16 protein-coding genes and 1 pseudogene are annotated in these 20694 nt (G+C 61.3%); 5 read left to right on the top strand and 12 right to left on the bottom strand.

Annotation, left to right across the window (positions count from 1 at the left end; translation table 11 throughout):
• The 12 genes and pseudogenes from gcvH to gap all read right to left on the bottom strand — a co-directional run bounded on the left by gcvH (position 1) and on the right by gap (position 13734).
• Positions 1-384, bottom strand: a complete 384-nt coding sequence (gene gcvH, locus GQ39_RS18845; protein ID WP_047532481.1) for a glycine cleavage system protein GcvH — start codon at positions 382-384, stop codon at positions 1-3.
• A gap of 378 nt (positions 385-762) precedes the next feature.
• Complete coding sequence (locus GQ39_RS18840; protein ID WP_047532479.1) at positions 763-2271, bottom strand: sigma-54-dependent transcriptional regulator; 1509 nt, start codon at positions 2269-2271, stop codon at positions 763-765.
• Positions 2272-2403: 132 nt separating this feature from the next.
• On the bottom strand, positions 2404-3753 hold the full coding sequence (locus tag GQ39_RS18835) for a CoA transferase (RefSeq protein ID WP_047532477.1): 1350 nt from the start codon (positions 3751-3753) through the stop codon (positions 2404-2406).
• A 99-nt stretch (positions 3754-3852) separates the two neighbouring features.
• Complete coding sequence (locus GQ39_RS33805) at positions 3853-4608, bottom strand: methyl-accepting chemotaxis protein (protein ID WP_371919943.1); 756 nt, start codon at positions 4606-4608, stop codon at positions 3853-3855.
• Positions 4609-4710: 102 nt separating this feature from the next.
• Positions 4711-5727, bottom strand: a pseudogene (locus tag GQ39_RS33800) (PDC sensor domain-containing protein); the annotation flags it as partial.
• Between the two features lie 465 nt (positions 5728-6192).
• Positions 6193-6582: a YbaN family protein gene (locus GQ39_RS18825; RefSeq protein ID WP_052193618.1), complete on the bottom strand. Its 390-nt coding sequence runs from the start codon at positions 6580-6582 to the stop codon at positions 6193-6195.
• Positions 6583-6742: 160 nt separating this feature from the next.
• The gene (locus tag GQ39_RS18820; RefSeq protein ID WP_047532472.1) at positions 6743-7345 is read right to left on the bottom strand and encodes a biliverdin-producing heme oxygenase; all 603 of its coding nucleotides are present in this window, start codon (positions 7343-7345) and stop codon (positions 6743-6745) included.
• A 115-nt stretch (positions 7346-7460) separates the two neighbouring features.
• Positions 7461-10049, bottom strand: coding sequence for a TonB-dependent receptor (locus GQ39_RS18815; protein ID WP_047532470.1), 2589 nt, complete (start codon positions 10047-10049; stop codon positions 7461-7463).
• Positions 10050-10170: 121 nt separating this feature from the next.
• Complete coding sequence (locus tag GQ39_RS18810) at positions 10171-11136, bottom strand: FecR family protein (RefSeq protein WP_047539010.1); 966 nt, start codon at positions 11134-11136, stop codon at positions 10171-10173.
• Positions 11137-11174: 38 nt separating this feature from the next.
• Positions 11175-11693, bottom strand: a complete 519-nt coding sequence (locus GQ39_RS18805; protein ID WP_047532469.1) for an RNA polymerase sigma factor — start codon at positions 11691-11693, stop codon at positions 11175-11177.
• A 77-nt stretch (positions 11694-11770) separates the two neighbouring features.
• A complete protein-coding gene (locus GQ39_RS18800; protein WP_047532468.1) occupies positions 11771-12235 on the bottom strand; it encodes a methylglyoxal synthase in 465 nt (154 codons plus the stop codon).
• A 497-nt stretch (positions 12236-12732) separates the two neighbouring features.
• Entirely contained in the window at positions 12733-13734 is a 1002-nt protein-coding gene (gene gap, locus GQ39_RS18790; protein ID WP_047532466.1) for a type I glyceraldehyde-3-phosphate dehydrogenase, read from the bottom strand.
• A gap of 220 nt (positions 13735-13954) precedes the next feature.
• Here gap and edd point away from each other — a divergent pair, with 220 nt between their 5' ends.
• The 5 genes from edd (at position 13955) to GQ39_RS18765 (ending at position 20587) form a co-directional block, all read left to right on the top strand.
• Positions 13955-15781 carry a phosphogluconate dehydratase gene (gene edd, locus GQ39_RS18785; protein ID WP_047532465.1) on the top strand — a complete coding sequence of 609 codons (1827 nt, stop codon included), beginning with the start codon at positions 13955-13957 and terminating at the stop codon, positions 15779-15781.
• A complete protein-coding gene (locus tag GQ39_RS18780; protein WP_047532463.1) occupies positions 15778-16728 on the top strand; it encodes a glucokinase in 951 nt (316 codons plus the stop codon). Before edd ends, GQ39_RS18780 begins: the two co-directional genes overlap by 4 nt.
• 175 nt (positions 16729-16903) lie before the next feature.
• Entirely contained in the window at positions 16904-17635 is a 732-nt protein-coding gene (locus GQ39_RS18775) for a response regulator (protein ID WP_047532461.1), read from the top strand.
• Positions 17625-19094 carry an ATP-binding protein gene (locus tag GQ39_RS18770; RefSeq protein ID WP_047532460.1) on the top strand — a complete coding sequence of 490 codons (1470 nt, stop codon included), beginning with the start codon at positions 17625-17627 and terminating at the stop codon, positions 19092-19094. Before GQ39_RS18775 ends, GQ39_RS18770 begins: the two co-directional genes overlap by 11 nt.
• A gap of 233 nt (positions 19095-19327) precedes the next feature.
• Positions 19328-20587 (top strand): D-mannose isomerase, encoded by a 1260-nt coding sequence (locus GQ39_RS18765; protein WP_047532458.1) that lies wholly within the window; start codon positions 19328-19330, stop codon positions 20585-20587.
• Positions 20588-20694: the final 107 nt, after the last annotated feature.

Below are 20694 nucleotides of genomic sequence, written 5' to 3'. Positions count from 1 at the left end.
TCAGGCTTCGGCGTTGGCTTTGATCAGACGGTCATAGGCGTCCTGATCCAGCAGTTGGGCAACAGCCGAGGCGTCATTTGGCTTGAAGCGGAAGAACCAGCCTTCGCCCAGCGGATCTTCGTTGACCAGCTCAGGGCTGCTGTCCAGCGCAGGGTTCACTTCCAGCACTTCACCGTCCAGTGGCATGTACACGCCGCTGGCGGCTTTGACCGATTCCACGGTGGCGGCTTCAGCGCCTTTGTCGTAGGACTGCAGCTCAGGCAGTTGTACGAAAACCACGTCGCCCAATGCGTCCTGCGCGAAAACGGTGATGCCGACAGTAACCGTGCCGTCAGCTTCGGTGCGCAGCCATTCGTGATCTTCAGTAAAACGCAACTCGCTCATGGAAACTCCTAAGGGGGCCAGACTCGTCTGGTGGACGCGATTGAATGCTTGGGCAATGCCCTGGTTTATGAAGGGTTACTAAGCAAAAACGCGGCCAATGTTAATTTCTTGTTATTAATCAATTATTTATGGGTATTTCGAGAGGCGCGGATAATGTGGTCTGTAGCGAAATCGCTACGGCGGGGCACAAAGAAAAAAGCCTAAGGGGATCAAAGCCTTGCAGGGCGCTGGCTGGGGGCGCTTGTAGCGATATCGTTACGCTGTAGCGCTTTCAGTACAGATGAAGGTCGCTTTTAGAGTGATTTTTTGCTGGACACGAAACCTGTGGGAGCGCGCTTGCTCCCACAGGGATCTGCGGTGATTCAGGCGCTGGCGGCGTCAGGGCTTGTTGGGAATGCCGTACTTGCGCAAACGGTGGGCAATCGCGGTGTGGGAGGTTTGCAGGCGACTGGCCAATTGCCGGGTCGAGGGGTAACTGACGTAGAGTTTTTCCAGCAGGTCTTTTTCGAACGCCTCCATCGCCTGTTCCAGGCTGTCGACTTCATGGTCGCTTTGGCGCGCCACCGACGTGCCGGCGATGTCGAGGTCGCCGATGTCCACCAGGCTGCTTTCGCATATGGCGGCGGCGCGGAAGATCACGTTTTGCAGTTGCCTGACGTTGCCAGGCCAGCGATTACCCAGCAGTGCCGGGTAAGTGCCCGGTGCCAGGCGACAGACCGGGCGCTGGATCTGTGCGCATGCCTGCTGCATGAAATAGCGGGCCAGCAGCAGAATGTCCTGGCCGCGCTCGCGCAGGGGCGGGACTTCGACATTGAGCACATTGAGTCGATAGAACAGGTCTTCACGGAACAGGCCTTCGCTGACCATTTTTTCCAGGTCGCGGTGGGTCGCACTGAGGATCCGCACGTTGACCTTCACCTCCCGATCACCGCCGACCCGCCGGAAACTCCCGTCGTTGAGGAATCGCAGCAACTTGGCTTGCAGGTACGGCGACATCTCACCGATTTCGTCAAGAAACACCGTGCCCTGGTTCGCCAGCTCCATCAGGCCCGGTTTGCCGCCCCGTTGCGCACCGGTAAACGCGCCGGGGGCATAGCCGAACAGTTCGCTTTCGGCGAGGTTCTCCGGCAATGCAGCACAGTTCAATGCCAGAAACGGAGCGTTGTGTCGCGCACTGATGGCGTGGCAAGCGCGGGCCACCAATTCCTTGCCGGTGCCGGTTTCGCCCTGGATCAGCAGAGGCGCATCGAGGACCGCCACCCGTTGTGCGCGAACCTTGAGCGTACGAATCGCCGGCGATTCGCCCAGCAGCGCATCGAAGCCCTCGGCATGATCGTGATGCAGTGCCGACAGGCGTTCGCCAATGCGGTTCGGTTGATACAGGGTCAGCAGCGCGCCAGCGTCAGTGATGGGCGTGGCGTCCAGCAGTAATGTCTGCCCGTTGACGGTAATTTCCCGCAGCGGCAACCGGAAACCGTATTCGAGCAATGTATCGAGCAGGGCCGGGTCGCCAAACAGGTCGGCGACGCTTTCACCGGCCGGCTCACGACCGTACAGGGCAATCAGGGCCGGGTTGGCCAGCAACACCTTGCCGGCACTGTCCAGCGCCAGCACCGGATCGGTCATGGCCGCGAGCAGTGCGTCGAGCTGCAAGTGCCGACGCTGGCCGGGCAGGATGTCGACCACCGTCACCGCTTGCACCCCACGCACGCTGAACAGCGCATCACGCAGCTCTTCAAGGACTTGCGCGCTCAGGGTCGGGGCGTCGATGTAAACGTTGGGCGGAACCATCTCCACCGCATCCAGATTGAGATTGCGCCCACCGAGCAAGGCCAGGACTTCCTGGGTGATACCGACGCGGTCGATGAAGCTGACGTGGATACGCATGGGACGCTAATGAATTCTGGACGGCGAGGGGGGGCAAGTATGCCTTGGCGCGGGCCAATGGTGAAATCCCGCGCACAATTTATGGGTAATGACAAACCGGGTGCGAGCCTGCTCGTGAAGGCTATCTGACCGTCACCACCACTGCGCGCGGTGGGAACCCAATTCAGAGGCCGCGATCGTCCACTGCAGGGGTGTACCGGTGATCTTCAATGGAACCTGCAGCCGATGCGCCGGGCCCCAGGTGGTCTGCTCGAGCACAAGCCCCTGATCGCCTTCATCCTCTGCGCGCAATAACGCGTCGGTCCCGGGTCCATTGTCGATCAGCAACTTCGCCGTGCGCGCCAGTGACAGCCGCGCCGATCCACCATGGCCGTTGCTCAAGCGTTCAGCCAACAGCTTGATCACACCGGCCGCCATCAGGTAGCCGGTGGCGTGATCCAGCGCTTGCAGCGGTAAAGGTGTCGGCTTGTCCGCGCACTTCCAGCGCATGCCGGCCTCGGCAATGCCGCTGCTCATTTGCACCAGGCTGTCGAAGCCTCGACGGTTTTGCCACGGGCCGCTCCAGCCGTAGGCGTTCAGGCAGACATCGATCAGGCCGGGGGCGAGTTTTTGCCGTTCGGCGATGCCATATCCCAGCCCTTCGAGCGCATCGGCGCGATAGCCGTGGAGCAGAATATCGGCATTCTTGAGCAGGTTTTCGAACACGCTGCGATCAGCCTTGTCGTGCAGATCGAGGCGCGCGCAACGTTTGCCCAAGGTCATTTCCGGCACCACGCCGGGCTCGTTCCAGGTCGGCGGATCGATACGCAAGACGTCGGCGCCGAGGCCGGCCAGAAAACGGCTGGCAACAGGGCCGGCGAGCACACGGGTCAAGTCCAGCACTTTGATCCCGGCCAAGGGCTGTGCCACCGAACCTCGCCACGGTTTGCCCTCGTGGTTGCCGTGACGGTCGAACTGGATCAGCGGCTCAGCATTGACTGCCATGCCTTGCGGGTGAGACTGCCACTGCGCCCACGTACGCATCTCGGCGGCGCAACCTCCGGCATCGACCACCGCTTGCTCCAAGTCACCCTTGGCCCATTGCGCCACTTTGCTTGCCATCGCGGATCGATCGGCACAGGCGCCAAGCACGGTTTCGGCGGCGGCGCGGTGAAGGGGAGCATTGGTGTGCAGGCGAATCCAGCCGTCCCGGGTGGCATAGTCACCGGCGATGGGGTCCCACGGCGGCGGCACACTCCAGCCCACCGGGCGGATCGAGGAGGAGAACCAGAACGAGGCTAGTCGGCGATCGACTTCAACTTCGGGCAAGCGGCCGGTTTGCTGATGCAGCAGCTCACTGATGGCTTGGCCGGCGGCGGCGATGCTGGCGCACGCCAGGTCCGTGACGGCAAAGGCCGAGGGCAGGGCGCCGCTGGCGGTGAATGAAACCTGGGTGCGGGGCAAGCCGAGTGCGGCTTGAATGGACGTGAGTAGATCAGTCATCGAAGGCCCTCCGGAGCGAGAACCCGAGCATAGAACAAACGGGGGGCTGGCCGGATGAAATCCTGTGGGAGCGAGCAAGCTCGCTCCCACAGGGGGCTCTTATACGCGGAACTGATCCATCAGTTTCATCTGGTGGGTGGTCAGGTTGTTCAGCTGGCTGCTGATCTGCGCCGATTCATTGGCCTGCCCGGTCAAGGTTTCGGTGACGGTGCGGATCGCCGAAACGTTGCGATTGACCTCTTCGGCCACAGCGCTTTGCTGTTCGGCGGCGCTGGCGATCTGCAGGTTCATGTCGCTGATCACGGTGACCGCGTCGCTGATCTTGCTCAGGGCCTGCACGGCTTGCTGGATCTGCCCGGCATTGCTGTGGGCCTGGGTCTGGCTCGAATGCATGGTGGCGACCACACCGCGGGTGCCGCTCTGGATACGCTCGATCACCAGGCGAATTTCCTCCACCGAATCCTGGGTGCGTTTGGCCAGGTTGCGCACCTCATCGGCGACGACGGCAAAACCGCGACCGCTTTCGCCGGCCCGGGCGGCTTCAATCGCGGCGTTGAGCGCCAGCAGGTTGGTTTGTTCGGCGATGCTGCGGATCACTTCCAGCACCGATCCGATTTGGTCGCTGTTCACCGCCAGGGCTTCCACTTCAGTCACGGCCTTGCTGACTTCGTCGGCCAGTTGATTGATGTCGCGGGTGCTGCGCTCGATGATCTGCATGCCTTCGCGGGCTGATTGGTCGGCGCCCTTGGCCGCATTCGCCGCGTTCGATGCGCTGTTGGCAACGTCGTGGGCCGTGGCGCTCATTTCGTTGGAGGCAGTGGCGACCTGGTCGACTTCGCGGAACTGCACCAGCATGCCTTCACTGGTCTGGCGGGCGATTTCCGCAGACTGGTCTGCAGTGCCGCGAGCATCGGTAATGCTCTGCTTGATCTGCGCGATGGTCGGTTGCAGCTTGTCGAGGAAGCGGTTGAACCAGCTGACCAGTTCGCCCAGTTCATCCTTCTTGCTGTAGTGCAGGCGTTGGGTCAGGTCGCCGTCGCCGCTGGCAATCGCCTTGAGCATCTCGGCCACGCTATTGATCGGCCGGGTGACACCCGAAGCCGTCAGCCAGATCAACAGCAAGCCGATCAGGCCGGCAATGATCGCCACGCCAACGGCTTTGATCGTGCCGCTTTTCTGGGCCTCATCGAGCACCGCTTGCAGCTTCACCGAGTCGGCCAGCAACACTTGTTTGGGCAAATCGATCACCACGCCCCAGGCCTTGGCGTCAGGGATCGGGCTGACCGGGTAAACCGCACGGATCAGGTCGCCTTGCTGGAGAATTTTCGGAGCGCCACCGCTGAGCAATTGCAGAATGTCCTTGCCGTCGGCGCCCAGGGTCTCGTCGATGCTTTTGCCGACTTTGGCGGCATCGGTGCTGTAGGCAGCCATCACGCCAGTACCGGAAACGATCAGCATGTGCCCGGCGCTGTTGAACAGATCGCGCTGGGAGTCGACAGCCGCTGCTTGCAGGGTGTTGAGGGCGATGTCGATACCCACCACGCCGATGGATTTGCCATCCACCAGCAGCGGCACGGAAACGGTGGTCATTAACACCTCTTTGCCACCAATGGTATCGGCGTACGGGTCGAGCAGGCAGGCGCGCTTGCTGTCCCGGGGGCAGGTGTACCAGATGTTATATGGCGTGCCGCTGAGGGTCAGGGTGGTCTTGTTCATGTCCGTTTCGAGCAAGACCGTGTTGAGCGATTCTCCCCCGGCACGGCTCCAGTAGGTGGCAAAACGTCCGGCTTCGTTGGACTGGTGAGCGGCGTCATTGGCGAACTCGCTGTCCTTGCCATCCAGGCCGTTGGGTTCGAACGCGATCCAGATCCCCAGCACTTTGCTGTTGCGCTCGAACGCGGTTTTCAGGCTCTGGTTCAGTTCTTCACGCAGGGCGCCGGGCTCCAGGGAGCGCTTGGCGGCCAGGGTGCGCATGTCCTTGACCTGATCGGCCAGGGCGGTCACCACCGTCAGGGTCTCGCCAAATGCCTTCTGCACCCGCACCGCTTGCTCGGCAGCCTTGGCCTGCAGCAAATCCTGCACGCTGTTGGTGAGCATCTGGCTGCTGGAGGAGCTGACCAGCGCATTGTTCTGATTGGTCTGGTAGACGTTCATGCCCTCGATCAGCGCGACCACGCCAAGCAGGCATAGACCAGAGAGCAGGACAATTTTCAGGCGGATGGACAGTGAGTCGAACATAGGGCGAACTCGCGAATGGATGAGGTGTTGGCTATGAGTCCGGGCCGACTCGATTCGCCAAATCCATTCAGCGCATTCAATCCACATCGGCGAGGGGTGGTCATTGCATGAGGGCGATGCCGACGAACGGTAGCTGTTAAACGTTTGCGCGGGAAAATGTACCGAAATTCGAATAAAAAACAGGAAAAACAGCGGTTTGATTCAGGGGGATTTCGGCAGTGATTCGGGGCGCGACCAGATCCACACATTGCCCAGGCCCATGCCCGCCATCGCCAGGTAGATCGGCCAGCCATGCTCGAGCATCACCAGCATTAGCGTGGCACACAGCAGCATGCTGACGGTGGCGCTGACCTTGGCCCGGCGCGCGATGATTTTGCCGTTGCGCCAGTGACTGAGAATGGGGCCGAACAGCCGATGGTTTTCCAGCCAGGCGCTCAAGCGTGGCGAGCTTCTGGTCGCCGCCCAGGCGGCCAGCAGGATGAACTCGGTGGTTGGCAGGCCGGGTACGACAATGGCGATCAGGCCGATACCGAGGCTGACGTAGGCCAGCAGGCCGAAGAGCAGACGGGTGAGTTTTGATGAGGACGGCATATTCTCAGAGGGTGCGCGTTCGAGGCCGATCGGGATCTTACAGACTTACTCAGTGCCCTGTGGGGGCTTGACCGCGATAGTGGTGCATCACTCGACATAAATATTGTCCGTGATGCCGTTATCGCGGGCGAGCCCGCTCCCACAAGGGATATCTGTCGGGTCAGACAGTTGCGGTGGCATAAGCCTGTTCCAGCAACAGGGTGAAGCGGTTGAACGCGTCGATGGCGCCTTTATCCAGTTCAGCTTCTTCCTGGGCACTGAGCTCCAGTCCATCGAGGGTTTTGACGAAGCTTTTCCAGCCTTCAGCGCGGCCACCGGCCGGTTCGCCCAGGTGGCGGGCGCCGAACGTTTCGCTCAGGCCCAGGCCGACGGCGCGCTTGATCAGGAAGGCTGCGCCGAGCTTCGACCCCTCGGACACGAAGAGCCAGCCCAGCGCCTGGGCTTTACTCGGAAGGTGCAGGGCGCCAGCGACCGGTCCCGGCACTTCGGTGTCCAGGTCCGCCAGGTCGGCCATGGCTGCTTCGGCCCGACAACGAGCAGGCAGGTCCGGGACGATGGCGGTCAAATCGGCATCGTTGTACAGCGGCACCAGTTCGGACTGGAACAGGTACTGCGCCACCACGAACCGGGCGAAGTTGGCTTGGGTTTCGAACGGTGCATGGGTTTTGACCAATGCATCGAGTCGGGTGTGAGGTTCGTGGGTGATCTGGTTCAGGCGTTGCGAGCGCAATACCGGGCGTTGAGCCGTTTCCTGAGTGGTCATGAGACATCCTTGAGAATAAGAAGAGCCTGGTAACGAGACGTATGAGCAGGCCCACGACAGTAAAAAATCCTCACGAAGCCGCTTTAAATGAAGCGGCGTCGTGAGAAGGGCGGGATCAGATATCCCAGATCAGATTGACCGCGAAGTTGCGACCCGGTTGAGTGAGGCGATCAAGGTTGGCCGGTTGCGTCACCGAGGCTTCGCCGACGCTGTCGTAACCGCGCACGTCATTCCACAACCAGTACTTCTTGTCGGTCAGGTTGTAGATGCCGGCGTTGACGGTCACATCGTCGGTGACTTTGTAGAAGCCACTCAGGTCCAGCACGCCGAAGCCCGGGGTCTTGAACTGACTGCTGACGCCGTCCGGTGACTTGAAGTTGCTGTCGTCGACCCGATTTTTCTTTTTCACCAGCGTCCAGCTCAACAACCCGCCGTAGTTGTCCTGGTCGTAGCCGAGCCCGAATACACCGGTCAGCGGATTGACACTGTTGAGCGGCTCGCCGGTGTCGTCGTTGCGACCGTAGGCATAAGCCACGGAACCCTTGGTGTAGAGACCTTGCGGCGCACCGAAGGCATCGAGGTTCAGGCGACCTTTGACTTCCGCGCCTTTGATGGTGGCGTGCTTGATGTTGGCGCTCTGGAAGGTCGGCTCGTCATAACCCGGCGTGATGGCATCTTCGTTGATGAAATCGCGGTACTTGTTATAGAACACCGCCACGTCGAAGGAGCCTTGCTCAAAATTGCCGCGCAGGCCGGTCTCATAGCTTTTGCTCTTTTCCGGTTCCAGGTCCGGATTTGGCTCTACGCGGTAGCCGGCAACGGTGTTATCGAAGCGCCCGTAGAGCGCCTTCGCGGTCGGGGTGCGGAATCCCTCGGCGTATTGGCCGTACCAGGTGTACTCGTCGGTCAGGGCATAGGTCAGGCCGAACTTGGGCGACACCTTGTGCCAGGTCTTGTTCTCGTCGCTGACGGTGCCGCGACCGTCGGCCGCCACGGTGTTGAGGAATTCCCGGGTAATGTGCGGCTTGAGTTCGGTGTAGTCGTAGCGCAGGCCAGGCAGGAAGGTCCATTGGTTCCAGCTAATCTGGTCCTGGGCGAACAGGCTGTAGGTGTTGATGGTCGGGTCCGGGAAGTCGCTGGATTTTTTCAGCACGTCCGCGGCACTGGTGGCGCCGACAACCCGACAGCTGCCGAAGACGGCGAGGCAGGTGCCATTGCCGCTGCGTGATCCGGTGACTTTCTGTTGCTTGAGGGTGGTGCCGTAGGTCAGCAGGTGTTCGGTGTCGGCAATGCTGAATGTTTTATCCAGTTGTGCATCGAAGACCCACTGCTTTTCTTCGTAGACCGTGTCTCGGGTCCGCAGCACTTTGCGTGACATCGGGTAGTAGAACTCCTCGGTGCTCTGATCAGTCTTGGCGATCTGGTGATTCAGGCTCCACTTGACGTTGTCCACCAGCAGGCTGTCGAGGGCGAAGCTGTGTTCCAGGCCGAAGCGTTCGCGGGTGATGGTGTCGTTACCGGTGCGCCACTGGTACATGCCGCCCGGCAAGATGTTGGCGGCAATGGTCGGTTTCCCATCGAGGAACGGGCCGCCATAAGCGCTTTTCTGGTCGGTGTCGCGGTCGTCCTTGTACTTTTCGTAGACCAGGCCCAGGCGCGCGTCCTCTTTATAGTTCCAGCCTACTTTCGCCAGCACATTGCTGGCACGTACGTCTTCCGGATTGGCGGCGGTACGTGCCAGCCCGGTGCCGTTGTTGCTGCCGTAGGATTCGGTTTCGTGGCCATCGCGCTGGCTGTAATGCAACAGGCCATCGAACTGATCGGCACGGCCCGCCACGGTGGCGGATTTGAGCCAGCTGTCGTCGGCGGAGCTGTAACCGGTCTTCAGTCGCGCACCGACGTCCTGGCCAGGCTTGATGATGTCGTCGGGGTCCAGGGTGAAGTAGCTGACCGCGCCACCGATGGCGTTGCTGCCGTAGAGCACCGAAGCCGGACCGCGGAGGATTTCGACACGCTTGACGATTTCCGGGTCGACGTAGTTGCGCTGGGTCTTGGCGTAAGGGCCGTTGAAGAAGCCGTCCGGTACTTCGACGCCATCGACCTGGGTCAGGACCCGGTCACCGTCGATGCCACGGATGTTATAGCCGCTGATTCCGCCGCGGGTGCCGGTACCGCCCACGGCAACGCCCGGTTCGTAACGCACCAGTTCCTTGATGGTATTGACGTTGTTGCGATCGAGCTCTTCACGCGTGTGAACGGTAACGGTGCTGGGCACGCTGTTCACGTCCTGCGCCTGGCGGGTGGCGCTGATGGTCACCTGTTGCAGGTTGAGGGTGCCGCTGTTGCCGCGCTTTTCCAGCACGATGTTGTTATTGCCCAGTTTGCGATAGCTCAGGTCGGTCCCCACCAACAGGCGATCGAGGGCTTTCTCTGGCGGCAGTGAGCCGCGTACACCCGGCGACGCCACACCTTCGGCCAGCGCTGAGGGCAAGCCAACCTGCCAGCCTGTCACAGCGGTAAACGCATTGAGCGCCGGCACCAGCGACTGTGGCGCAATGGCGAACGAATAGTCGCCCATGTTGCGGCTCGGCTGTTCGGCCGTGGCGGCCATGAGCGGTGCACTGCCGGCCATCAGAATGGCGGCGGTCAGCAACGACAGCACGCGGGAAGGTGAAGAGGACTGGCGGGTAAGGCGAGAGGACATCGATAGCGCTCCGTGTCGCACGAATCTTTATAGGTGCTGATCGGCATCGAAGATGCGAATCAATTGCATTGGCTATAACGAGACGTACGAGGCTTGGCTATCGAGTAAAAATAATTCTCATTTAGTTCAGGATCACCAGCGCCGGGAACTCCTGGAGTTTGGCGGAGGTGATGTGGGCGAGGGCGCGGACGGCGTCCAGCGGCTGATCGAGGCGGTAATTCCCCGTCACCGCGACATTGGCCAACCGCTCGTTGTTGTTGATGATCCAGCCTGGATAGTAGCGACGCAGTTCCGCCAGGACCTGGCTCAACGGACAGTTTTCAAACACCAGTCGGCCCTGGACCCACGCCAGTTCGGTGGCGGCATCCAGTTTGGCCGGGCGGTCGAACCCGTTGGGGCCGATGCGAATGCTCTCTCCGGCGCTCAAGCGAACGCGTTCATCGTCGCGAGTCGCCCGCAGATCGACATCTCCGCGCTGCACTCGAACCTGTGTCACGCCATCCAGATAACGCACGGCAAATGCCGTATCCCGGACGCTCGCCGTGACCAGGCCAGCGTCGATTTCCAGCGGTTGTCCCGGTTGAGGCGACACCTCGAAATAGGCTTCGCCCTGATACAACCGTGCCACGCGTTGTTGGTCGTTGATGTTGCTGGAAAAGGCCGAGTTGGTGTTGAGCAGGACTTTCGAGCCGTCCTCCAGTTGCAGGCGCTGACGTTCACCGACCACGGTCAGGTGATCGGCCTGCAGGCGCATCGGCAAATTGCTGAAACTGAACAGGCCGAGAATCAGCACGGCGGCGGTGGCCAGGGGTTTGCAGTGGGGGCGCAGGCGCGAGAGTACGGTGATCTTCACCGGGCGCGCGGCCAGGCTTTGTGCGCACTGCGTGATTTGCGGGCCGTTCCAGATGGCCTGGGCCCTGGCGAACGCATCGGCGTGCGCCGGATCGGCCGCGAGCCATTGCTGGAACTGGCGGGTCTGTTCTTCGTTCGGGCTGTCCAGCACGATCAGCCAGTCGAGGGCCTGGTCCATCGCATCTGCAGTGTCCTGCGCCGGGGAGGGCGAAGGGAAGCGGTGGGTGTCCGTCACGGTATTTTCTCGGCAGGGGAGGAAATGCAGTTTCAAGCTTAAAGCTTCGAGCTGCGTCCTGCGACGCCCATACAGATTGTCATGATCAGTTTCAGCTCCTTTTGCACCGTGCTCAGCGATACACCGAGCTTTTCGGCGATCTCCAGATAGCTGTGACCGTGCAGGCGACTGAGGATGAAAATCTGCTGCTGGCGAGGGCTGAGTTGACTGAGGCGCACGTTCAAGCGCTCAAGCAATCGTTCGGCATGGACGGCATCCTCGGCATTGCCGGCCGGGGCGGCGACGCTTTGCACCACCTCCAGCGGGACGTCATCGACCATGGTTCGCGAGTGGATTCGCCGCGCACGCAGATGGTCCAGCGCCAGGTTGCGGGCAGTCTGGAATACGAAGGGTTCGAGGTGATCGATGGCCCGCTCGCTGAGCGCACGGGTCACGCGCAGGTAGGTTTCCTGCAGCAGGTCTTCGGCTGTGCTGTGGTTGTTGACCATCCGCTCCAGCGTGCGCAGCAGAGTGATTCGCTGGGTGATGAAGACGTCGTTGAAGCGCGATTGACTCACGGGAGAACCTGATCCATTTCAAGCGGATGATAATGCTTATCATCCGCTTTGGTGGTCAAGCACTGATTTGTTCCGGTTTATGCGCGATTCTGCAGATAGGTCGCGTAATCCGGAATCCGGTGCTCATGCGCCTGATCCATCAGCGGGCTGCTGAGCAGATAGTCGGCGCTGCATTCGTTGCACGCCACTGGAATGTTCCAGACCGCCGCGACGCGCAACAACGCCTTGATGTCCGGGTCGTGCGGCTGTGGCTCGAACGGGTCCCAGAAGAACACCAGCATGTCGACCCGTTGTTCGGCGATTCGTGCGCCGAGCTGCTGGTCACCGCCCAGTGGACCGCTGATCATGCTCTCCACCGGCAGGTCGAGGCGTTGTTGCAGCAACAAACCCGTGGTACCGGTGGCGACCAGTTCGTGTCGGGCGAGTTTATCTTTCTGCCGCTCGGCCCAATCCAGCAAGAACACCTTGCAATGGTCATGGGCGACCAAGGCGATACGCTTGCGCGCCGCCAGGGTCTTTTGCGTGAAGCTGATGCCAATCATCGGTTGTTGCTCCAGAAATGACATGCACCTGACAGGAGCGAGCCTGCTCGCGATGAGCTTGAGGACACTGCGGGGCATCAGGCTCCCCGCGTTATCGTTCACGACCATCGCGAGCAGGCTCGCTCCTACAGACAGGGGGGGCACCTGGTAGGAGCGAGCCTGCTCGCGATGAGCTTGAGAACACCGCGGGGCACCAGGTACCCCGCGTTATCGTTCACGACCATCGCGAGCAGGCTCGCTCCTACAGACAGGGGGTGCACCTGGTAGGAGCGAGCCTTGCTCGCGATGAGCTTGAGAACACCGCGGGGCATCAGGTTCCCCGCGTTATCGTTCACGACCATCGCGAGCAGGCTCGCTCCTACAGACAGGGGGTGCACCTGGTAGGAGCGAGCCTTGCTCGCGATGAGCTTGAGAACACCGCGGGGCACCAGGTACCCCGCGTTATCGTTCACGACCATCGCGAGCAGGCTCGCTCCTACAGGCTGGGGGCGTGCTGCTTATTCAGCGTTGCACAGCGCCAGGCAGTTATCGAGCATGCGGTTGGAGAAGCCCCATTCGTTGTCGTACCAGGCCAGGACCTTGAGCAGCTTGCCGCTGACTTTGGTGTGGTTGGCGTCGAAGATCGACGACAGCGGGTTGTGGTTGAAGTCGCTCGAGACCAGCGGCAGGGTGTTGTAGCCGAGGATTTTCGAGTGCTGACTGGCTTCCTTGAGCAGCGCGTTGACTTCATCGGCCGACGCTTCGCGCTTGAGCTGCACGGTCAGGTCGACCAGGGAAACGTTGATCACCGGTACGCGCACGGCCATGCCGGTCAGTTTGCCCGCCAGTTCCGGCAGCACCAGGCCCACCGCTTCAGCGGCGCCGGTCTTGCTCGGGATCATGTTCTGGGTGGCCGAACGGGCGCGGTAGGGGTCGGTGTGGTAGACGTCGGTCAGGTTCTGGTCGTTGGTGTAGGCGTGAATCGTGGTCATCAGACCGCTTTCGATCCCCAGTTCGCGGTGCAGCACCTGGGCCACCGGGGCCAGGCAGTTGGTGGTGCACGAAGCGTTGGAAATAATCTGGTGCGACTGGCGCAGAATGTCGTGGTTGACCCCGTACACCACCGTGGCATCGGCCCCTTTGGCCGGTGCCGAGATAATCACTTTGCGCGCGCCGGCCGTAATATGCGCCGCAGCCTTGGCTCGGTCGGTGAACAGGCCGGTGCATTCAAACACCACATCAATCCTTTCCGCGGCCCATGGCAGGTCGGCCGGGTTGCGGATGGCGCTGACCGAAATGCGGTCGCCGTTGACGGTCAGGCTTTCCTGATCGTGTTGGACATCGGCATCGAACGTGCCGTGAACAGTGTCGTACTTGAGTAAGTGTGCGTTGATCGCGCTGTCGCCCAAGTCGTTGATCGCGACGATTTGCAAATCCTGACGATAGCCTTGGGTATAGAGTGCGCGCAGGACATTACGGCCGATACGGCCAAAACCATTGATCGCGATTCGAAGAGTCATTTGTCAGCGCCGCCGTCGTTTTGTTGTTGGAATTACAAGATTATTCGCAAAAAAATAGAAAACAAGCCTTTTTAGTGGCAATATTTTGTTCAATCTACAACGAGTGACCTGAATCAACTGGTCCGATTGATCAAGAAAGCCGTCTGTCATCCCGTCAACAACGGCTCTTGTTCAGCATAGACAATCAGGTCGCCACATCCGTTAGCCTGGAGTTCTACACATGCATCCCCGCGTCCTTGAGGTCACCGAACGGCTTATCGCCCGCAGCCGCGCCACGCGTGAGGCTTACCTTGCACTGATTCGCGGTGCGGCCAGTGACGGTCCGATGCGCGGCAAGCTGCAATGCGCCAACTTCGCCCACGGCGTGGCCGGCTGCGGCAGCGACGACAAGAACAGTTTGCGGATGATGAACTCCGCCAACATTGCGATTGTTTCGTCATATAACGACATGCTCTCGGCGCATCAGCCGTATGAAGTCTTTCCGGAACTGATCAAAAAAGCCCTGCGCGAAATCGGCTCCGTCGGTCAGTTCGCCGGCGGTACCCCGGCCATGTGCGATGGCGTGACCCAGGGCGAGCCGGGCATGGAACTGAGCCTGCCGAGTCGCGAAGTGATCGCGATGTCTGCCGCCGTGGCGTTATCCCACAACATGTTCGACGGCGCGCTGATGCTCGGCATCTGCGACAAGATCGTGCCGGGCCTGATGATGGGCGCGTTGCGTTTCGGGCATCTGCCGATGATCTTCGTCCCGGGCGGGCCGATGGTGTCGGGCATTTCCAACAAGCAGAAAGCCGATGTGCGCCAGCGCTACGCCGAAGGCAAGGCCAGCCGCGAAGAGTTGCTGGAATCGGAAATGAATTCCTACCACAGCCCCGGCACCTGCACCTTCTACGGCACCGCCAACACCAACCAGTTGCTGATGGAAGTCATGGGCCTGCACTTGCCGGGCGCTTCCTTCGTCAATCCGAACACGCCGTTGCGCGATGCCCTGACCCGCGAGGCGGCGCATCAGGTGACGCGCATCACTAAACAGAACGGCAACTACCTGCCGATCGGCGAAATCGTCGACGAGCGCTCACTGGTCAATTCCATCGTTGCGCTGCACGCCACTGGCGGCTCGACCAACCACACCTTGCACATGCCGGCCATCGCCATGGCGGCAGGCATTCAGTTGACCTGGCAGGACATGGCCGACCTCTCCGAGGTGGTGCCGACCCTGAGCCACGTCTACCCGAACGGTAAAGCCGACATCAACCACTTCCAGGCGGCGGGCGGCATGTCGTTCCTGATCCGTGAACTGCTGGAAGCCGGGTTGCTCCACGAAAACGTCAACACCGTACTGGGCCACGGCCTGAGTCGCTACACCCAGGAACCGTTCCTCGACAACGGCGAACTGGTCTGGCGCGAAGGCATTACCGAAAGCCTCGACGAAAGCATCCTGCGGCCGGTGGCTCGTGCGTTCTCGCCAGAAGGCGGCCTGCGGGTGATGGAAGGCAACCTCGGTCGTGGCGTGATGAAAGTCTCGGCGGTCGCGCTGGAAAACCAGATCGTCGAAGCACCGGCCATGGTGTTCCAGGATCAGCAAGACCTGGCCGATGCGTTCAAGGCCGGTTTGCTGGAGAAGGATTTCGTCGCCGTGATGCGTTTCCAGGGCCCGCGCTCCAACGGCATGCCGGAACTGCACAAGATGACGCCGTTCCTTGGCGTGCTGCAGGATCGCGGTTTCAAAGTCGCACTGGTGACCGACGGGCGCATGTCCGGCGCGTCGGGGAAAATTCCGGCGGCCATTCACGTCAGCCCCGAAGCGTACGTGGGCGGCGCTTTGGCGCGGGTGCAAGAGGGCGATATCATCCGCGTCGATGGCGTCAAAGGCACCCTGGAGCTTAAAGTCGACGCCGAAGAATTCGCAGCGCGCACGCCGGCCAAGGGCCTGCTGGGCAACAACATCGGCACCGGTCGCGAACTGTTTGGTTTCATGCGCATGGCCTTCAGCTCGGCGGAGCAGGGCGCCAGCGCCTTTACTTCTGCCCTGGAGACGCTTAATTGAAACTGGCTTTGGTCGGTGACATCGGTGGGACCAACGCACGTTTCGCGTTGTGGAAAAACCAGCAACTGGAATCGGTCCAGGTGCTGGCGACGGCAGACCACGACAGCCCCGAGGAGGCGATCAGCCTCTACCTGAGCGGGCTCGGTCTGGCGCCGGGGGCGATCGGTTCGGTGTGCCTGTCGGTGGCGGGCCCCGTGAGTGGCGACGAATTCAAGTTCACCAACAATCACTGGCGCCTGAGCCGCAAGGGGTTCTGTCAGACCTTGCAGGTGGATCAGCTGTTGCTGGTCAATGACTTCTCGGCCATGGCCCTGGGCATGACCCGTTTGCAGCCAGGCGAATTCCGTGTGGTCTGTGAAGGGACGCCGGAGCCCTTGCGGCCGGCCGTGGTGATTGGTCCTGGCACCGGTCTGGGCGTCGGTACGTTGCTGGATCTGGGTGAGGGCCGTTTCGCGGCCTTGCCGGGAGAGGGCGGTCACGTCGATTTGCCCCTGAGCAGCCCGCGGGAAACCCAACTGTGGCAACACCTCTATAACGAGATTGGCCATGTCAGCGCCGAAACGGCGTTGAGCGGCGGTGGTTTGCCACGGGTGTATCGGGCGATTTGCGCGGTGGACGGTCATGAACCGGTACTCGACACCCCGGAGGCGATTACCGCTGCCGGGTTGGCGGGCGATCCGATTGCCCTGGAAGTGCTTGAGCAGTTCTGCTGCTGGCTCGGTCGCGTGGCCGGCAACAACGTACTGACCACGGGCGCGCGCGGTGGCGTGTACATCGTTGGCGGGGTGATCCCGCGCTTCGCCGATTTCTTCCTCGAAAGCGGTTTCGCCCGGTGCTTTGCCGACAAGGGCTGCATGAGCGATTACTTCAAGGGGATTCCGGTGTGGCTGGTGACGGCACCGTATTCCGGGTTGGTGGGGGCGGGAGTGGCACTCGACCAGGCTTGAGACCGCGTCGCCTTCATCGCTGGCAAGCCAGCTCCCACAGGATCACCGGCACTTTCAGAATGTGTACATAACCCTGTGGGAGCGGGCTTGCCCGCGATAGGGCCAGAACAGGCAACAAATATTCGAAGGTCATCAGGCATAATCCGCCCCATTCAAACAACAAGGACGCCGCCCTGTGAGCTCAGTCAACAAGTCGATTTTGTTGGTCGATGACGATCAAGAGATACGCGAGTTGCTGGACACCTACCTGACCCGCGCCGGTTTCCAGGTCCGTACCACGCCCGACGGCGCCGGTTTTCGCCAGGCCTTGAACGATGAGCCCAGCGATCTGGTGATCCTTGACGTGATGCTGCCCGACGAGGACGGTTTCAGTCTGTGCCGCTGGATCCGCCAGCACCCGCGACGGGCCCAGGTGCCGATCATCATGCTCACCGCCAGTTCCGACGAAGCCGACCGTGTCATTGGCCTGGAACTGGGGGCGGACGACTACCTTGGCAAACCCTTCAGCCCCCGTGAACTACAAGCGCGGATCAAGGCCTTGTTGCGTCGCGCGCAGTTCGGTCAGGAGCGTTCCGGCAGTGAAGTGCTGGCCTTCGATGACTGGCGCCTGGACATGGTCAGCCATCGGTTGTTTCACATCGATGGCGAAGAAGTGATTCTCTCGGGCGCCGATTTCGCCCTGTTGAAACTGTTCCTCGATCACCCGCAGGAAATCCTCGACCGCGACACCATTGGCAATGCCACCCGTGGCCGTGAGTTGATGCCGCTCGATCGGATCGTCGACATGGCGGTCAGCCGTCTGCGCCAACGCCTGCGCGACACCGAAAAACCGCCACGCCTGATCCGTACCGTGCGTGGCAGCGGCTACCAACTGGCAGCCACTGTGGTTGCCAGCAATGGTCACTGATTTTTTTCGCTCGCTCGTGGCGAAAGTGCCGGTGCCGCGCTCGCTGCTCGGGCGCATGTTGTTGCTGACCTTGCTCGCGGTGCTGTTCGCGCAGACGCTGTCCAGCGTGATCTGGGTCTCGCAACTGCGCGCCACCCAGCTTGAAGGCCTGGTCACCAGCGCCCGCAGCCTTGCCCATTCCATGACCGCCAGCGTCAGTTATTTCCGCTCCTTGCCGGTGGCGTTCCGGCCGCTGGTGCTCGACCAGCTGCGCAGCATGGGCGGCACCCGGTTCGTGGTGACGCTCAACGACAGACCGTTGGGTATGGAGGTGTTGCCGGTTACCCCGCGCAAGGCGGCAGTGATCAAAGCCGTGGACGAAGTGCTGCGTCAGTCCTTGGGCCAGGACACGGACATTTCGGTGACTTTCGTCAGCCCTGAAGACCTGCGGATTTTCAATGCCGGCCTCAAGCTCGATGAACTGCCACGCTCCTGGGCCCATTACGCGCTGACCCTGGAACCGGTGAATCCGCCCGTGCTGGTCACTCAGATCCAGATGGCGCCAGGCGAATGGCTGTATATCGCCTCGCTTCTGCCCGAGCCCTACACCAGCCTTGAAGAGCAGGGCCTGCCAGCGCAACAGATGTGGTTCATCGCCCTCACCAGCGGCTTTCTGTTGCTGTTCATCGGCCTGTTGGTGCATTGGCAGAGCCGGCCGCTCAAGCGTCTGGCGCGGGCGGCACGGGATCTGTCACTGGGCGCTGACGTCGAGCCTGTGGCCGAGGGCGGCGGCAGCGAAGTGGTGGAGGTCGGTCGCGCCTTCAACACCATGCGCGAGCGCATCAGCCGCTACCTGACTGAACGCAGTCAGTTGTTCAGCGCGATATCCCATGACCTGCGCACACCGATTACCCGCTTGCGTCTGCGGGTCGAATTGCTTGAAGACGAAAAGCTGCAAGCCAAGTTCGGCCGCGATCTGGATGAGCTGGAATTGCTGGTCAAGGGCGCGCTGCAATGCGTGAAGGACACCGACATCCACGAAAATATCGAGCAGGTCGACCTCAATCATGTGCTCGATTGTCTGGTGGAGCCCTACCTGGCGCCGAACGGCAATGGCCGCGTGACTCAGCAGGGGCGGGCACTGGCGGCGTATCCGGGTAAACCGCTGGCGCTCAAGCGCTGTATCGGCAACCTGATCGACAACGCTTTGAAGTACGGACAGAAGGCCCATCTGCACATCGATGATGACGACAGTGCGTTCGTGCTGCATGTCGACGACGAAGGGCCGGGGGTTCCGGAGCAGCGGCTGGAACAGGTGTTCGAACCGCACTTCCGCCTGGCCGGACAGCAGCAGGGTTATGGGTTGGGGCTGGGCATTGCGCGCAACATTGCCCACAGCCATGGCGGAGAGGTCAGCCTCCAGAATCTGCGTGAAGGCGGGTTGCGGGTGACGTTGCAGTTGCCTCGTAGCGTTGATTAGTCAGACCGCGTCGCCTTGATCGCGGGCAAGCCACGCTCCCACAGGATTGCCGACATTCTGAAATGTGCGCATAACCTGTTGGAGCGGGCTTGCCCGCGATGGCGTCAGCCCAATCAACGCATTCCTCAAATCAAATGTCACAACCTGGTGACATAACTCGCCCCCTTCGTTACAAGCCCGCCGCCGCCCGTTGTTTAGACTGCCCGCAGTCAAAACAACAAAAAAGGCACCCCATGGACACCTTCCAACCGGCGTTCAGCAGTTGGCTCAACGCACCTGCCCATCAGCAATGGCTCGCTGCCGAAGGCTCGCGCCTGTTGGCGTTTGCCAAGGCTTCGAAGCTTCCCGAAGGGTTCGGTAACCTCGATGAAAAAGGCCACCTTGCGGCCAACGCGCAAGCCGAAACCATGAACACCGCGCGCATGACCCACAGCTTCGCCATGGCCCATATTCAGGGCTTGCCGGGTTTTGCCGAGTTGGTGGATCACGGCATCACCGCCCTGCGCGGGCCGTTGCGTGATGCCGTTCATGGAGGGTGGTTCGCCGTCGCGGAACACCGTGACGGCAACACCGGCAAAAACGCCTACCTGCATGCCTTCGTTGCACTGGCAGCCAGCTCTGCAGTAGTGGCTCAACGTCCCGGCGCACAAGCCTTGCTCGATGAGGCCATCGACATCATCGACACGTATTTCTGGAGCGAGGACGAGGGCGCGATGCGCGAATCCTTCAACCGTGACTGGCGTGAGGAGGAGGCGTATCGCGGCGCCAACAGCAACATGCACGCCACCGAAGCCTTCCTCGCCCTGGCCGATGTCACCGACGACAACCGCTGGCTGTGCCGCGCCCAGCGCATCGTCGAGCGGGTGATCCATGGTCATGCGGCTGCCAACGATTACCGGGTGGTCGAGCATTTTGACCGCGACTGGCAGCCGTTGCGCGACTACAACCACGACAACCCGGCCGATGGATTCCGTCCCTTTGGCACCACGCCGGGTCACGGTTTCGAATGGGCGCGGTTGCTGTTGCACCTTGAAGCGGCGCGAGTACGGGCCGGGATGCTCACGCCGGGATGGCTGGCCACCGACGCGGAAAAACTCTTCGAGCACAACTGCCGCCACGGCTGGGACGTCGATGGCGCGCCCGGCATCGTCTACACCCTCGACTGGGACAATCGTGCGGTGGTGCGCCATCGCCTGCATTGGACCCATTGCGAGGCCAGCGCCGCTGCCAGTGCGCTGCTCAAGCGTACGGGCGATGAGCAATACGAGCACTGGTACCGACTATTCTGGGAATTCTGTGACGATCATTTCATCGACCGTTGCGATGGCAGTTGGCACCACGAGCTTGACCCGTTGAACCGCCCGAGTGCCGATATCTGGGCCGGCAAACCCGACCTTTACCACGCCTGGCAAGCTGTGCTGATTCCACGCCTGCCCCTGGCACCGAGCATGGCCAGTGCGCTGGCAAAGCTGTCCCAGAGCGGTTCTGTGTAACCATGCGGTGACATTCGCGCGTCCCTTCGTTACCTGCGAAGGGGCATCCCCTGTTTAAAATCCTATGCAGCGCAAGCACCAGACTTGCATGCATAACAACAAGAAAG

The sequence above is a fragment of the Pseudomonas sp. 11/12A genome (genome assembly GCF_000800055.1).
GTDB lineage: Bacteria > Pseudomonadota > Gammaproteobacteria > Pseudomonadales > Pseudomonadaceae > Aquipseudomonas > Aquipseudomonas mohnii.
The sequence above is the reverse complement of the archived record's forward strand: the minus strand, read 5'-3'. Positions and strand labels throughout refer to the sequence as shown.

Coding starts and splice junctions, on each gene's coding strand:
- gcvH (WP_047532481.1), bottom strand. CDS start 384: ATGAGCGAGTTGCGTTTTACTGAAGATCACGAATGGCTGCGCACCGAA.
- GQ39_RS18840 (WP_047532479.1), bottom strand. CDS start 2,271: ATGCGTATCCACGTCAGCTTCATCGACCGCGTCGGTATCACCCAGGAA.
- GQ39_RS18835 (WP_047532477.1), bottom strand. CDS start 3,753: ATGACTGATCTACTCACGTCCATTCAAGCCGCACTCGGCTTGCCCCGC.
- GQ39_RS33805 (WP_371919943.1), bottom strand. CDS start 4,608: ATGCTGGTGCAGTTCCGCGAAGTCGACCAGGTCGCCACTGCCTCCAAC.
- GQ39_RS18825 (WP_052193618.1), bottom strand. CDS start 6,582: ATGCCGTCCTCATCAAAACTCACCCGTCTGCTCTTCGGCCTGCTGGCC.
- GQ39_RS18820 (WP_047532472.1), bottom strand. CDS start 7,345: ATGACCACTCAGGAAACGGCTCAACGCCCGGTATTGCGCTCGCAACGC.
- GQ39_RS18815 (WP_047532470.1), bottom strand. CDS start 10,049: ATGTCCTCTCGCCTTACCCGCCAGTCCTCTTCACCTTCCCGCGTGCTG.
- GQ39_RS18800 (WP_047532468.1), bottom strand. CDS start 12,235: ATGATTGGCATCAGCTTCACGCAAAAGACCCTGGCGGCGCGCAAGCGT.
- gap (WP_047532466.1), bottom strand. CDS start 13,734: ATGACTCTTCGAATCGCGATCAATGGTTTTGGCCGTATCGGCCGTAAT.
- edd (WP_047532465.1), top strand. CDS start 13,955: ATGCATCCCCGCGTCCTTGAGGTCACCGAACGGCTTATCGCCCGCAGC.
- GQ39_RS18770 (WP_047532460.1), top strand. CDS start 17,625: ATGGTCACTGATTTTTTTCGCTCGCTCGTGGCGAAAGTGCCGGTGCCG.
- GQ39_RS18765 (WP_047532458.1), top strand. CDS start 19,328: ATGGACACCTTCCAACCGGCGTTCAGCAGTTGGCTCAACGCACCTGCC.